The organism is Bacillus sp. lyk4-R2A-2 (assembly GCF_030209735.1).
Taxonomy (GTDB): Bacteria; Bacillota; Bacilli; order Bacillales; family Bacillaceae; genus Bacillus; species Bacillus pumilus.
The window spans coordinates 165,349-177,678 of the sequence record NZ_JARVRK010000004.1 but is presented as its reverse complement, the minus strand read 5'-3'; the positions used below and the strand labels follow the sequence as shown (position 1 = coordinate 177,678).

Genomic DNA, 12,330 nt, shown 5'->3' with positions numbered 1-12,330 from the left:
CAGTCCTTTTTTACGTAATATCTTCTAAAATAAGTTCTTTTTCTTGGTTCGAAATAAATGATCGCTGTGTAAACACGCGGTATTCATTTTCTCTTGTTTTATCTAAAATGGCTTTATAAAAGTGAGCAGCTGCTTTCACTGGTATACGTGAATAGAGCGGGAATTCATGAAGATGGTCAAAAAACTCCTCGTAGTATGCCTCTGCCTCAAAGGCAATGTACTCCCATACGTGCTGAAATGCTTGATTGATAATGCCTTCTTGCAATTCTTGCTCTGTATATCCGAATTGATCCATGACTTGCTTTGGCAAATAAATGCGGTCTCTTTCAGCCTTATCCTCGCCAATGTCACGAAGAATATTGGTCAGCTGCATGGCAATCCCTAATGAAATCGCTGCTTCTTTTAGCTGTTCTTTTTTACGCGGTGCAATAATAGGAAGCAGCATAAGTCCAACGGTACTAGCAACATGGTAGGAATAAATGAGCAGTTCATCCAACGTTTCATATCGGTGCTGCTCTAAATCCATCTCCTGACCTTGGAGCAAGTCACGGAACGGGGCTTCATCCATACGAAACTCTTGAAATGTATGTGCTAGCGCCACCCACATCGGATCATTCCGATCTACCTCACCTTGTAAAAATCGATCAAACGTCTCTCGAAAGGAGGCAAGCTCCTCTTTTGGCGAGGGGGACTCATCTACAATATCATCTGCTCTCCGGCAAAAGGAATACACGGCCCAGACGGCCTGTCTTTTCTTTTTAGGCAGCATGGAAAAGGCACGGTAAAACGTTTTAGAATGGGTTTGAATCGTCTCCTCACACAATTTCAATGCTGTTTGTACATCAACCACTTAGCTTCACTTCCTTTCTGTCATTCAAATCTTTTAACAGCACAGACGCCATCAGCTTCGCACTTTGCATCACGATCGGCACTCCGCCACCAGGATGGATGGAAGCACCTACCGCATAAAGATTATCGGTCTCAGCTGCCTTCACTTGCGGGCGGAACACACCTGATTGAAATAAGTTAGGCGCAAGTCCAAAGCTGCCACCTTCAAACAATCCTTCTCGCAAGGAATCATTTGGTGTTCTGATTTTTTTCCAGACAATCGACTCTCGCAAGCTTGGAAAGCCTCTTTTCTCAAGACGATCGACCATTTTCTCTACAAAATCTGTCTCCTCTTCCCAGTTGATATGATCTCCTGAGGGAACGGGAATCAGCATATATAAAACACTACAGCCTTCCGGGGCAAGAGATGGATCAATGATCGATGGATTAAATGTATAAAACGACGGATCTTGAGGGATCGTCTTCGTTTGAAAAACCTCTTTCATATGCTGATCAAAGTGTTCGCCCATAAAGAATTGATGCACAGGCGCATCATGGTACATTTTGTTTAACCCGAGATACACCATTACACAGCCAGAGGACGGCACGTATTTTCGCCGATCTTGTTCGTCTAAACCAAGCTGTTTTAACGCAGCTGGATAATCTCCGTTGATGACAAAGGCATCAGCTGCTATATGGGCGTCACTGACTTTTGCTTTAACCACGCGCTTCCCATCAAACTCTAGCTCCGTGACTTCGACATTTTTTCTCACATGCACACCCATTTTCATGAGCTGCCCTTCCAATATATCTACTAAACTCGCATAGCCGCCTTTTAAATAGTAGATTCCATGTGCGTGCTCACTATATGAAACAAGCGAATATATAGCAGATGCTTCATATGGATTTCCTCCGACATAGAGGGTTTGAAGTGCATATGCATCTCGCAGGCGTTCGTCTGAGAAATACTTTTTCAGGGCACTTTGAACCGTGCGATACGCCTTTAATTTCATTAAAATTTTCATGTTTGCTTTTGTAAAAAATGTACGCTTTTCATGAAATGATTTCTCTAGAAAAGCTTGTTGTCCTTCTTGAAACCGGTCTGTCATTTCTTCCATAAACCTTAGGAATCCTTGATCTTCCTTTGGAAATACACGTCTGATTTCCTCTAGCTGACGAAGTGCATCAGAGTACTTCGTGTAGGAGGTTCCATCTTGAAATTGAATCGTATACAGCGGATCAAGCTGCAAAAGATCAAGAGATGCTTCGTCAATTCCTACCTCATGTAAAATACCTTTTAACATATCTGGAAGTAGGACAATGGTCGGACCTTCATCTACTTTATATCCTTTCTCACGTACAAAAGCAAGCCTTCCGCCAAGTCGCTCATTTTTTTCGACAAGCGTGACATCATGTCCCGCTTTTTTTAAATAAAGTGCTGAGATCATCCCGCCAATACCGCCACCTGCAATCAATATATGTTTTGTCATGAGGCGCTCCCCTTTTCTTGTTGCGGCAATGTTTTGTGCGTATGTTTCTCTTTTGAAAGAATCGCATTTGTCGTGATGCGTGCTGATTCTAAAATGGTCGGCAGTCCGCTTCCTGGGTGCGTTCCTCCTCCTACGAGCCAGCAATGATCCAATTCATCAAATTCATTGTGCGGCCTTAGAACCATCATCTGCGTCAGCTGGTGACCAAGGTTAAATGTGGCTCCTTCGTATACGTAAAGGTCTTCCTCCCATTGCTTCGGTGTGATCATCCGTTCGACTTCTATATGCTGCCTTACATTCTTAAAACCGGTTTTTCGCTCCAGTGTATTCAGTACAAGTTCTCTGAATTCATCTTGATGCGCTTCCCAGTCAATGCCGCTTTGATTGTTGGCAACAGGTGCCAATACATAAAGAGCTGACTTTCCTTTTGGCGCAAGTGAGTCATCTGTGACACTAGCATTTTGAATATAAATAGATGGATCATCTGGCAGCTCATATGTTTTCGTAATGCCTTTGACGAATTGCGCATAATCATCGGAAAATACGATGGTATGATGCGGCTCCTCATATATGGTATCTAATCCTAAATAAAGCATAAAGGTGGAGCATGAGAATTTTTTCTTTTTTAATTTTTTCTCGCTATATTTCTTTAAAAGTCCTGGCTCTACAAGCTTTGTCATCACATGTGCAAAGTCTCCATTTACGACAACCTCATCTGCCTGTATTTCTTCCCCAGATTCTAAGCGAATGCCTTTTACCTTCCTGCCTTCTGTCAGCAGTTTTTCGACGCCGGCTGACAGATGAATCGTTGCTCCAGCTTCAACCGCCGCTTTTGCCATCGCTTCTGACAGCTGATTGACCCCGCCCTTCGGATGGAACACACCTGTGTCATGCTCCATAAATGATAGAATGGAGAAAGCACCAGGGCACTCCCACGGTGACATACCTAAATACTTTGATTGAAATGTAAACGCATATTTCACTGATTCATTTGAGAAATAATCTGACAGCACATCGTATAAACTCTTATTCAATGAAAGCTGCGGAAGTGCTTTGAGCACCTTTGGACGCAAATAATGATGAAAACGATCCATTTTACTTTGTAAAATAGGTGTAAGCCGATCCATTTTTCGCTTCGTATCGTTCATAAATCGAATATACCCTTCGCCCTCTCCAGTTGCAAAGGCTTCTAACCGTCTATACATTTCATCACGATCTCGTATCATATCTAGCTGATCGTCTTGAAAAATCAATCTATACATTTCTTTTAATTCGATCACATCAATATAGTCATAAAGATTTTTACCAGCAAAGGTGAACAGCTCCTCTGCAATATGAATCATGCTGAGAAAGGTAGGACCCGTATCAAACGTGAAATCACCCAGTTGAAACTTAGCGTTTCGTCCGCCGATAAAGGGCTGCTTTTCGTATACATGAACGTCATGTCCTTTGCTTTGAAGCATCATAGCTGCCGCAAGTCCCCCTGGTCCTGCTCCGATCACAATGATTTTCATTATCCTTTTTCCTCCAAATTAATTCACTTTAAGTTAATTATACAAATTAGAAAGATTAGATCAACTTTCGATGTGCTCTATTCGTCTCATGTTATGTATCAAAAAAAGCCGGCTTCCCTTCAACAAATGTAAGAAAGCCGACCCTTTATTACGCTTCTATATCAATTCGATACGTTTCAAACCAATGATGAATTTGCGCCAGATGAGCGATTAATTGCGGGCCCTTCATGAGCTGGCCATACCAAGGCACTTGAAAGGAAGCTCCTTCCGTTTCAATCAGCTGCTTTAATTGATTCGGATCTAGAAATTCGTGAAGGACAGAATCTTTTTGCGCAAGGCAGTCTGTTAACATCTCTTTTACAGCCTGAGTATAGGCTGGATGATGTGTTTTCGGGTAAGGACTCTTCTTGCGATAAAGCACTTCATTCGGTAAAATTCCCTCTAATGCTTTCCGTAAAACTCCTTTTTCACGATTTCCATGCATTTTCATTTCCCAAGGAATATTCCATACATATTCGACAAGACGATGGTCCGCAAATGGTACACGTACCTCAAGACTCGCCCCCATACTCATTCGGTCTTTTCGATCTAGCAGCGTTGTCATAAACCAGACCATATTTAAGTAAAAAAGTTCTCTCCGGGCTTTATCTACTCCAGTTTCTCCATCTAAAAGAGGCGTTTCAGCCACGGTTTCTTCATATTTGCTTTGTGCATATTCTTTTAGTGACAGCTTCTTTTGCCACGAGTCTTGTAAGAGCTGCGTTCTAGCTTCCGTCGATCTCATCCAAGGAAAACCATTCGTTTCATTTGCCGAATGAAACCAAGGATAGCCTCCAAAAATTTCATCCGCACATTCACCTGACAAACCAACCACAAAGTCCTTTTTAATTTCTCGGCAGAACCAAAGCAAGGAAGAATCAATATCTGCCATACCCGGTAAGTCTCGGACCTCAACCGCTTCCTTTAAATAAGCAGCCAGCTCCTTTTGTCCAATGATGCAGCTGTGATGATTCGTTTGAAACGCCTTGGTCATGTGGTCAATCCATGGACCGTCCGCATTTGGCTGGAATTGACTTGCTTCAAAGAATTGATCATTCCCTTCGTAGTCAACCGAATACGTATGAAGCGGTGCTTTCCCTATTTTCTCAAAGTGCTTAGCGGCAATGGCGGTAATGGCACTCGAATCAACGCCCCCCGATAAAAATGTACAAACAGGCACATCAGAGACGAGCTGCCTTGTGACGGCATCTGTAAAGAGATCCTTGACGTGCTGTGCTGTGTCATCGAGCGAGTCCGTATGCGCCTTGCTTTTGACATTCCAGTATCTCCACACACGCAATCCGTTTTTTGAAAAGGTCAAGGCATGAGCAGGTCTCAGCTCTTTTACCCCTTTAAACACTCCTTGCCCTGGTGTTCTAGACGGTCCTAAACCAAAAATCTCCGATAATCCCTCATGATCGACTTTTGCTTTCATATCAGGGTGAGCAAGAAGCGCTTTGATTTCTGAACCAAATAAAAAGGAATGATGACGTTCTGTATAGAAAAATGGCTTGACGCCGAGCCGGTCTCTCCCTGCAAATAATAATTCACGCTCACTATCCCAAATCGCAAATGCAAAAATACCATTAAAATGGGTCACACACTCTTCCTTCCATTCTGTGTAGGCGTGAAGAAGTACCTCTGTATCAGAATGCCCAAGAAAACGGTGGCCTCTTTTTAACAATTCTTTTCTTATATCCTCTGTGTTATAAAGCTCTCCATTGTATACAACGGTATAAGCATGGTTTTGATGTGTATATGTCATCGGCTGTTTTCCGCCTTCTACATCTACAACCGCTAATCTTTTATGCCCAAATAGAATGTGCTCACTTTTCCACGTATTTGTATCGTCTGGCCCTCTTTTAGATAATGTATCTGTCATTTGATTGATTACATGGTCCTGTTGGATGAGCTGCTTTTTAAAGTCTGCCCAGCCTGTTATTCCACACATCATCATCAGCTCCCATCCGTTTTTCCTCAAGTGTTCTCATTCAGCCTTTCTTAGTTTATGCATCGTCTCCTTGATAGTTGATTTGTCCTTTTTTCTCGGGCGTATAGGACAAGCATGATTTGGTAAGAAAAGAAAGAGGAAAGGAGCGTCTGCAAATGGAAAAACGAATGAGGCAGCTTGAACGCTGCAGCCGAAGATGGTGCATCGGGTATTTACTCATTGAAAACGGGCATTGTCTGATTGAAGATGAAGAAGGAGAAATCATGCTACCAGAAAGTCTTCAAAGCACGATGATCTATTTGAAGGAAAATGACAGGTGGACAAAAGGGGAACTGCTCGGCTCCATGATCCTTCATGAAAGTGGACAGCTGTTAGAAGTACGGGGCGGTGAGGAGATTCAATATACGGCATCACTTGCCAAAGGCTTGCTTGACCTTCTCATGTTTGTTCCTGAAAACGTCTTTTATGAAATCACTGCACAGATAGAACAGCTTGGCTTTTCCGTCTACGATTGTGTTTTCTCGTCCTTTCATTCTTTTCAACGAGTTTCTTTCTTTCAGTTTTCGACAGATACACAATCACTTGCCCTTCAATGTCACCACGACTCCGCCGCAGGTCAAATTCGTTTTGAATGGACCACTTCTGACGGTCACCGGTCAGTTTCGCAATTTGAAGGCATATAAAAAGGACACTGCTTCGTATAAGCAATGTCCTTTTTATGTTAAAAGATATGGAAACCGATTGGCAGACGTAACCCGAGAAGAATGGTCACAATCGCGAGTACGATAAAACCAATCAATACACCAGTCACCGATTTTCCTTTTTTCTTGCGTACAAGAACCATTTCCATGAAGCCGATCACAAGGATACCGAAAATCATTTTACCGATATACTCGCCACCGAAACCTGGAATCTTCATTCCTGTGCGAACATACAGCTCTACGCCTGTGGCGATAATGATCAAGTACAATAGTCTGACAATCATGTGCACAATTTTAGCACCTTTGTCGTTTTTACCTGCTAGAGCAAAGGCCACGAAGAATAAAATAATTCCTAGCACCCATGCTGTAATATGTAAATGCGTTCCCATCTGTTATTTCCCCCTTTATCAGAACAATTACCTTCTCATCGTACCACGAAATAAGTCGAACACAAAGCGACAATCCTGTGTCATCTCACTCTTTATTTGACGCGATTTGATAGCGTCCCAATCGGTTCAATCGTGATGTCGATTCGATCCCCTGAAGCTAAAAATTTAGGCGGTTCAAAGCCTTTGCCAACCCCAGAAGGTGTTCCCGTTGCAATGATGTCACCAGCTTCTAGTGTCATCCCTTTTGAAAGAGTAGACACAATGTTCTCGATGGAGAAAATCATTAATTCTGTACTTGCAGACTGGCGAACCTCTCCGTTAACCTTTGTTTCCACATGGAGCGCGCCGTGATCCTCGATCACAGACTTATGTACAATATAAGGTCCTATCGGGCAGGTTGTATCTAAGCTTTTCCCTATAAAAAATTGTTTGTGTTTTTTCTGTAAATCTCTTGCCGTTACGTCATTTAAAATGGTGTAACCAAATAGATAATCATGGACTTCTTCAGGTGCAATATTCTTCCCTGATTTGCCCATCACGATCGCAAGCTCTCCTTCATAATCCAGTTCACTCGTCACATCTTCATGAAGGAGGATATCCGCTTCATGTCCAACGACTGAAGTAGGTGCCTTTGTAAAGATCATCACATCTTTAGGAATATCCGCTACACTTCCCATCTCCATGACATGATCTTGATAATTCTTTCCAACACACATAATGTTTTTAGCTGGCTTTGGAATCGGCGCATGGAGTTTCACGTCCGACAGCGGATAAACATAAGAACCGCGATCCTCTTCTTTTTTCTCAGCCCAGTCAAGGAGCTGTTTGACATGCTCAACAAACTTGTCCCCCATATGAATACATTCAGCTAAAGAGTTTGGCAGTGTCTCAAGCTCAAATAATTTGGCTTCTGCCTTTTTGACGTCCATGACCCATTCATCATCAATGACTACCCCGATAAACATCCTGCTATGTATCTCACCTGTAAAAAACTTCATGTTTTCCCCTCACAATCTTCATTTCGCTAAGTGATGATGTCTCATTTTATTTCTCTATGAAATAAAAAAAACCCTTTTTTATCATACTCTCTTTTAAAAAGGGTTTCAAAAAAGATGATCTGATGTTTAGCGGTAGCGGCGATACTCCCACATGTTCCCTTGATCCCATTTACGATCAACATTTCCTCTGCTGCGGGAATGATGCTTTTTCTTTCCACATCTTTTGCAAGAGCGACTGCTTCTATGGTGATGAGATCGCTTAGATCGATGGCTGCGGCGCGACTTGCGGCTCTTCTTATGATGCGATCTGTGCTTGCTGCGATGTGACTTGCGGCAGCTCTTCTTATGATGCGATCTGCATTTGCTGCGGTGTGACTTGCGGCAGCTTTTCTTATGATGGGATCTGTGTTTGCTGCGACATGACTTTTTCGGTTCGCTCTTTTTGCTTCTGCAAGATTTCTTGCTTTTATATGACTTTTTACTCTTCATGCTTTTCTTCGAGCGATAACTTTTCTTTGAACGATGGCTTCTGTAGCTTTTTTTACTGCGACATGATTTACGGCGTCCACCACCGCCAAAGAACCAATGACCGCGATTTGAATGACGAGAACGAGCTGACTTATGCGATCGTCTCGATTCTGGCTCACGATCTAAGTGATGATCACGTCCTTCACTTCGAAGTGAATCCACTGCATGTTCAATATGTGAATGATCAAATGTGCTCACGAACGATTCCCCTCCCAGTCTATACTTTGACAAAACAAACAGATCAAACTGTTTATCTTCTCTGCTTTATGTTACGAGACTTGGTAGACAAGTGTTCTTGGCGGATGCCCCTTTCTTTTAAAACTCCATGAATACCTAACAAACGGGTACAGGACATTCCTTCATTTTCATATCGTAAAGAAGAGCATAGGAGGAGGATGAACGCATGACTACAGAACCTTTAAAGCAAATGGATATTTGGATTCATCCAAAGGACCTGATTGAATTAAGAAAAGACATATGGAACGACGAACCTGTTGAGGCCATTTTGAAAACCGGCCAGATCAAATCGCACATTTATGCTTCATACCGAGGGTCTCATATTAGGAAACTTAAGAAAAAGTCCTATCAAATTGAATATCGAAAGCCAAAGCAAAGACAAGGCGAATCCATCTTTCATTTAAATGCGGAGTACAATGACCCTTCGTTTATCCGAAACAGGCTGTCCTTTTATTTCTTTGAGCAAATGGGCGTGCTAAGCCCTGCTGCGTCTCATGTGTTTCTCACTATAAACGGAAGAAAAGAAGGCATTTATTTAAAAATAGAATCCGTCGATGAGCACTTTTTTCAGAAAAGACAGCTTTCAGGAGGCGGCATTTATTATGCAGTCGATGACGACGCCAACTTTTCCCTTTTGAGTTCATTTGATAAAAAGCCAAAAAAACACCTTCTCCTCGGGTACGAGAAAAAAACAGGGACTTCTCAACATGATCAGCAGCTAAGTGAATTTATTTACTTTCTCAACACAGCGAAAGATGACATATTTGCAGAAAAGATTGAGCATTACCTAGATGTGACCCAGTATTTCCGCTGGCTCATTGGTGTTGTGTGCACACAAAACTTTGACGGCTTTGTCCATAACTACGCTCTTTATGTGAATGAACAAGGCAGGTTCCAAGTGCTTCCTTGGGATTATGATGCGACATGGGGCCGTGACATTCATGGAGAAGAAATGGCGTTTGATTATATTCCAGTAAGCGGCTTTAATACTTTAACTGCTAGATTACTAGATATCCCTTCGTTTAAGAGAGCCTATTACACGCTTTTCCAGCACGTACTCGATACACATTTTTTAGAAGACTGGCTTTGTCCAATTATTGAAAAATGGCATGCTTCTATTGAAAACCGAATCGGAGATGATCCTTATACGAGAAATAGAAAAGACATCCTACAATCAGAACGAGAGGTCATCCGGCAGTATATCAACAAAAGACGACGTTATTTACAGGCTGAAATAAGAAAAGAGAGAGATCGCACGTAAGGACGCTTTCGAATTTTGTCACTTTATTACTCATATTGACGAAACAACTTTTTTTATAGAAAAATAGGGTATACTAACCATATCCTTCTATTTGATAAAAAATGTGAGAGTTGGCGTCCGTTATGATCAATTATGAAATTGAACAAAAAAGATTACATTTAATTGAGACCGCAAAAAAATTCGGGATGAATGCCGAAGAAACCATCAGGTGCAGTCAAGAGCTTGACACACTCTTAAATAAAGGCATCAAATATACCTCGAATGAATGCTCTAAAAAAGGGTAAACCATACACCTCATTCCTCTCATCAAAAGCTTTCAAAAAGACAATCACACATTAAAAGACCCATCATAAGCTATGGTGAAACGCCCAAAAACAAAGTGCCTTATTTTTATAAAGGATGTGCACCGCTATGCCGGCTATTGTTGGAGCCTTTAAAGTAAATGCCGTCGGAACGAGCGGAGTCGTTCATGTTGGAGACTGCATCACCATTTCTCCAAATAGTCAGGTTAAAACGTTTGCTGGCGCAGGCAGTTTTAACACTGGTGATCAATTGCGCATTAGCAACTATAAAAGTGTGACAAATACGTACGACAGTGATGTCATTGATCAACCGCTTGTTGGTAACTTGTAAGGAGTGAGAATCCGTTGAACTTCTATATTAATCAAGCGATACAAATTAATTATTTGCGTGTAGAGTCTGTCAGTAACTCCTCTGTGCTGCAAATTGGGAGCGCTGGTTCAATTAAAGCTCTTTCTAATCTGTATAACACGGGCAGCTACGTAGAAGCAGCACCTGCCGCAGCAGGCACACAAGGAATTGAAGAATCCCAAGGCGCAAGCACAGCACCTTTTGTACCGCTTCAGTCACCAACAACCTAAGTTCATCTGCAATCCCCGGAGGTGTATGTCAATGTATGACTATCAAAGCAACGCTTCACAAGTGTATGGCATCATTCAAAAACAAACACAACAAATCATGATGCTTGAAAAAAGGCTTAACGAACTTCAGCAGGAAATGCAAATGATCAAGGATAAACCGACAACGACGATTGAACGGATTGATTATCAATTTGATCAACTGAAAATCGAGCGGCTGGAAGGTACGCTGAATATCGGCCTCAATCCATCTGATCCAAACAGTGTTCAAAACTTTGAAGTGGGCCAAACAACAACCCCGGGCATTGGAATGATGCAGCAAGAAACGGCTGATCAATTTTTCAATCAAACACGCCAGCTTGTCGACGCATTCTTAAATGAAGAAGCGCCAGAACTTCTTGAAGAGCTGGAGCAGCGATATGAAGGGTCTCTTGATGAAAGCAACAAGCACCACATCATTGAGGATATTCGCAAGCAAATTGACAGCAGAATCAAATACTATGCAGGACAGCTCCCGCACCGGGAAGATATGACTCCGCTGCAGCGTTCAGAGCAAATTGCTGAATATGTGAAGCATGATGTTAAACGAGCGATTGAGCACTTCTTAGCCCATATTCCAAATGAAACGAAAGGAGAGGAAAACGGATGAATTTCACAGTCGTCAACCGCAACATCGAGACCGGAAGCATTAAAGTAGTTGGGGTTTCGTCCTCTTCCCTATTTATCATCGGGGACACAGATCATGTACAATTATCCTCCATTTTTGATACACCGCCAGAATCTTTGATCATTGGCCCGTTTGTTCCTCTGGCACCTCGATAATGATTAAGCGCACATCTCAAGTGAAGTTCTCGAAGGTGAATTCTGTCGGGATTTCGAGTGTCGTTCAAATTGGTGATACACAGGAGCTATGCCCGAAGGTCAAGGTGTTAGCTGTTCAACGGACGCTTAGTTTGTTTTATGGCTATGAAGCAGAAAACTTAAATGCGAAAGAATTTGAAGTATATTTTGAGCCGATTCCATTGATGCTGCCAGAACGATCAGTTAGAACGGCATTTTACCATGAAAAGCCTGTGATTAAAGTTTCTTCGATACATGTAGAAGGGGTATCATCGTCCTCTGTCTATCAAATCGGCTCTACTTGTAGAATGAATGCCGTTGCGCGAGTGAAGCATATTCGAGAGTTATTTAGCAACGACGAAAGTCCGCCAAACTCACAAGTGGACCTACCTGCGCATATGATGGTGATATGACTTCGAATAAAGGATGTCGATTATGCCAGCAATTGTCGGACCCATTTACATTAACTCTATTTCTGGAGGCGTCGTAAACGTCGGTGACTCATTTTACCTTTCACCTAAAAGTTCGTCAAAATCTGCTTTAGGCTCTGGAGCGGGGAATACCGGAGATTTCTTGATATTAAATAATGGCATTAGCGCCACCAACTATGTGGATCCTGACTTAAATGATCAGAATATGGTAGGCAATGCATAAAGCAGCTCCTCTACAGTCATTT

The 12,330-nt window shown here is 42.2% G+C and carries 16 protein-coding genes; 9 read left to right on the top strand and 7 right to left on the bottom strand.

Annotation, left to right across the window (positions count from 1 at the left end; all coding sequences use genetic code 11):
• Positions 1 to 10 precede the first annotated feature (10 nt).
• From QRN39_RS03620 to asnB, 4 genes are all read right to left on the bottom strand, one after another.
• A complete protein-coding gene (locus QRN39_RS03620; protein ID WP_050945342.1) occupies positions 11 to 850 on the bottom strand; it encodes a phytoene/squalene synthase family protein in 840 nt (279 codons plus the stop codon).
• The gene (locus QRN39_RS03615) at positions 843 to 2,318 is read right to left on the bottom strand and encodes a phytoene desaturase family protein (protein WP_284906211.1); all 1,476 of its coding nucleotides are present in this window, start codon (positions 2,316 to 2,318) and stop codon (positions 843 to 845) included. Before QRN39_RS03615 ends, QRN39_RS03620 begins: the two co-directional genes overlap by 8 nt.
• A complete protein-coding gene (locus tag QRN39_RS03610) occupies positions 2,315 to 3,832 on the bottom strand; it encodes a phytoene desaturase family protein (RefSeq protein ID WP_137054812.1) in 1,518 nt (505 codons plus the stop codon). The genes QRN39_RS03615 and QRN39_RS03610 overlap by 4 nt, the downstream gene beginning before the upstream one ends.
• 148 nt (positions 3,833 to 3,980) lie before the next feature.
• Complete coding sequence (gene asnB, locus QRN39_RS03605) at positions 3,981 to 5,822, bottom strand: asparagine synthase (glutamine-hydrolyzing) (RefSeq protein WP_284906210.1); 1,842 nt, start codon at positions 5,820 to 5,822, stop codon at positions 3,981 to 3,983.
• A 155-nt stretch (positions 5,823 to 5,977) separates the two neighbouring features.
• Here asnB and QRN39_RS03600 point away from each other — a divergent pair, with 155 nt between their 5' ends.
• A complete protein-coding gene (locus QRN39_RS03600) occupies positions 5,978 to 6,505 on the top strand; it encodes a DUF2777 family protein (RefSeq protein WP_284906209.1) in 528 nt (175 codons plus the stop codon).
• A gap of 38 nt (positions 6,506 to 6,543) precedes the next feature.
• Here the strand turns inward: QRN39_RS03600 and QRN39_RS03595 are convergent, their stop codons facing one another.
• The 3 genes from QRN39_RS03595 to QRN39_RS03585 all read right to left on the bottom strand — a co-directional run bounded on the left by QRN39_RS03595 (position 6,544) and on the right by QRN39_RS03585 (position 8,636).
• The gene (locus QRN39_RS03595) at positions 6,544 to 6,912 is read right to left on the bottom strand and encodes a YisL family protein (protein WP_003212021.1); all 369 of its coding nucleotides are present in this window, start codon (positions 6,910 to 6,912) and stop codon (positions 6,544 to 6,546) included.
• Positions 6,913 to 7,004: 92 nt separating this feature from the next.
• On the bottom strand, positions 7,005 to 7,910 hold the full coding sequence (locus QRN39_RS03590) for a fumarylacetoacetate hydrolase family protein (RefSeq protein WP_050945352.1): 906 nt from the start codon (positions 7,908 to 7,910) through the stop codon (positions 7,005 to 7,007).
• Between the two features lie 126 nt (positions 7,911 to 8,036).
• A complete protein-coding gene (locus tag QRN39_RS03585) occupies positions 8,037 to 8,636 on the bottom strand; it encodes a CotG/ExsB N-terminal domain-containing protein (RefSeq protein WP_080984795.1) in 600 nt (199 codons plus the stop codon).
• A 205-nt stretch (positions 8,637 to 8,841) separates the two neighbouring features.
• On the opposite strand from QRN39_RS03585, the gene QRN39_RS03580 reads away from it, so the two are divergent.
• The 8 genes from QRN39_RS03580 (at position 8,842) to QRN39_RS03545 (ending at position 12,308) form a co-directional block, all read left to right on the top strand.
• Entirely contained in the window at positions 8,842 to 9,936 is a 1,095-nt protein-coding gene (locus QRN39_RS03580) for a CotH kinase family protein (RefSeq protein WP_284906208.1), read from the top strand.
• 122 nt (positions 9,937 to 10,058) lie between these two features.
• Positions 10,059 to 10,220, top strand: coding sequence for an aspartyl-phosphate phosphatase Spo0E family protein (locus QRN39_RS03575; RefSeq protein ID WP_012009503.1), 162 nt, complete (start codon positions 10,059 to 10,061; stop codon positions 10,218 to 10,220).
• Positions 10,221 to 10,347: 127 nt separating this feature from the next.
• Complete coding sequence (locus tag QRN39_RS03570) at positions 10,348 to 10,569, top strand: spore germination protein (protein WP_003211745.1); 222 nt, start codon at positions 10,348 to 10,350, stop codon at positions 10,567 to 10,569.
• A gap of 14 nt (positions 10,570 to 10,583) precedes the next feature.
• Positions 10,584 to 10,817: a spore germination protein GerPB gene (locus tag QRN39_RS03565; RefSeq protein WP_003210877.1), complete on the top strand. Its 234-nt coding sequence runs from the start codon at positions 10,584 to 10,586 to the stop codon at positions 10,815 to 10,817.
• A 31-nt stretch (positions 10,818 to 10,848) separates the two neighbouring features.
• Complete coding sequence (locus tag QRN39_RS03560; protein ID WP_003211179.1) at positions 10,849 to 11,463, top strand: spore germination protein GerPC; 615 nt, start codon at positions 10,849 to 10,851, stop codon at positions 11,461 to 11,463.
• On the top strand, positions 11,460 to 11,636 hold the full coding sequence (locus QRN39_RS03555) for a germination protein GerPD (RefSeq protein ID WP_003210893.1): 177 nt from the start codon (positions 11,460 to 11,462) through the stop codon (positions 11,634 to 11,636). Before QRN39_RS03560 ends, QRN39_RS03555 begins: the two co-directional genes overlap by 4 nt.
• Complete coding sequence (locus QRN39_RS03550; RefSeq protein ID WP_050945359.1) at positions 11,636 to 12,067, top strand: spore germination protein GerPE; 432 nt, start codon at positions 11,636 to 11,638, stop codon at positions 12,065 to 12,067. Before QRN39_RS03555 ends, QRN39_RS03550 begins: the two co-directional genes overlap by 1 nt.
• Positions 12,068 to 12,089: 22 nt before the next feature.
• On the top strand, positions 12,090 to 12,308 hold the full coding sequence (locus QRN39_RS03545) for a spore germination protein (RefSeq protein ID WP_003211468.1): 219 nt from the start codon (positions 12,090 to 12,092) through the stop codon (positions 12,306 to 12,308).
• Positions 12,309 to 12,330 lie beyond the last annotated feature (22 nt).

What these genes read in the sequence shown, in the direction of transcription:
- QRN39_RS03615 (WP_284906211.1), bottom strand. Translation starts at nt 2,318, where the DNA reads ATGACAAAACATATATTGATTGCAGGTGGCGGTATTGGCGGGATGATC.
- QRN39_RS03610 (WP_137054812.1), bottom strand. Translation starts at nt 3,832, where the DNA reads ATGAAAATCATTGTGATCGGAGCAGGACCAGGGGGACTTGCGGCAGCT.
- asnB (WP_284906210.1), bottom strand. Translation starts at nt 5,822, where the DNA reads ATGTGTGGAATAACAGGCTGGGCAGACTTTAAAAAGCAGCTCATCCAA.
- QRN39_RS03600 (WP_284906209.1), top strand. Translation starts at nt 5,978, where the DNA reads ATGGAAAAACGAATGAGGCAGCTTGAACGCTGCAGCCGAAGATGGTGC.
- QRN39_RS03595 (WP_003212021.1), bottom strand. Translation starts at nt 6,912, where the DNA reads ATGGGAACGCATTTACATATTACAGCATGGGTGCTAGGAATTATTTTA.
- QRN39_RS03590 (WP_050945352.1), bottom strand. Translation starts at nt 7,910, where the DNA reads ATGAAGTTTTTTACAGGTGAGATACATAGCAGGATGTTTATCGGGGTA.
- QRN39_RS03580 (WP_284906208.1), top strand. Translation starts at nt 8,842, where the DNA reads ATGACTACAGAACCTTTAAAGCAAATGGATATTTGGATTCATCCAAAG.
- QRN39_RS03575 (WP_012009503.1), top strand. Translation starts at nt 10,059, where the DNA reads ATGATCAATTATGAAATTGAACAAAAAAGATTACATTTAATTGAGACC.
- QRN39_RS03570 (WP_003211745.1), top strand. Translation starts at nt 10,348, where the DNA reads ATGCCGGCTATTGTTGGAGCCTTTAAAGTAAATGCCGTCGGAACGAGC.
- QRN39_RS03560 (WP_003211179.1), top strand. Translation starts at nt 10,849, where the DNA reads ATGTATGACTATCAAAGCAACGCTTCACAAGTGTATGGCATCATTCAA.
- QRN39_RS03555 (WP_003210893.1), top strand. Translation starts at nt 11,460, where the DNA reads ATGAATTTCACAGTCGTCAACCGCAACATCGAGACCGGAAGCATTAAA.
- QRN39_RS03550 (WP_050945359.1), top strand. Translation starts at nt 11,636, where the DNA reads ATGATTAAGCGCACATCTCAAGTGAAGTTCTCGAAGGTGAATTCTGTC.
- QRN39_RS03545 (WP_003211468.1), top strand. Translation starts at nt 12,090, where the DNA reads ATGCCAGCAATTGTCGGACCCATTTACATTAACTCTATTTCTGGAGGC.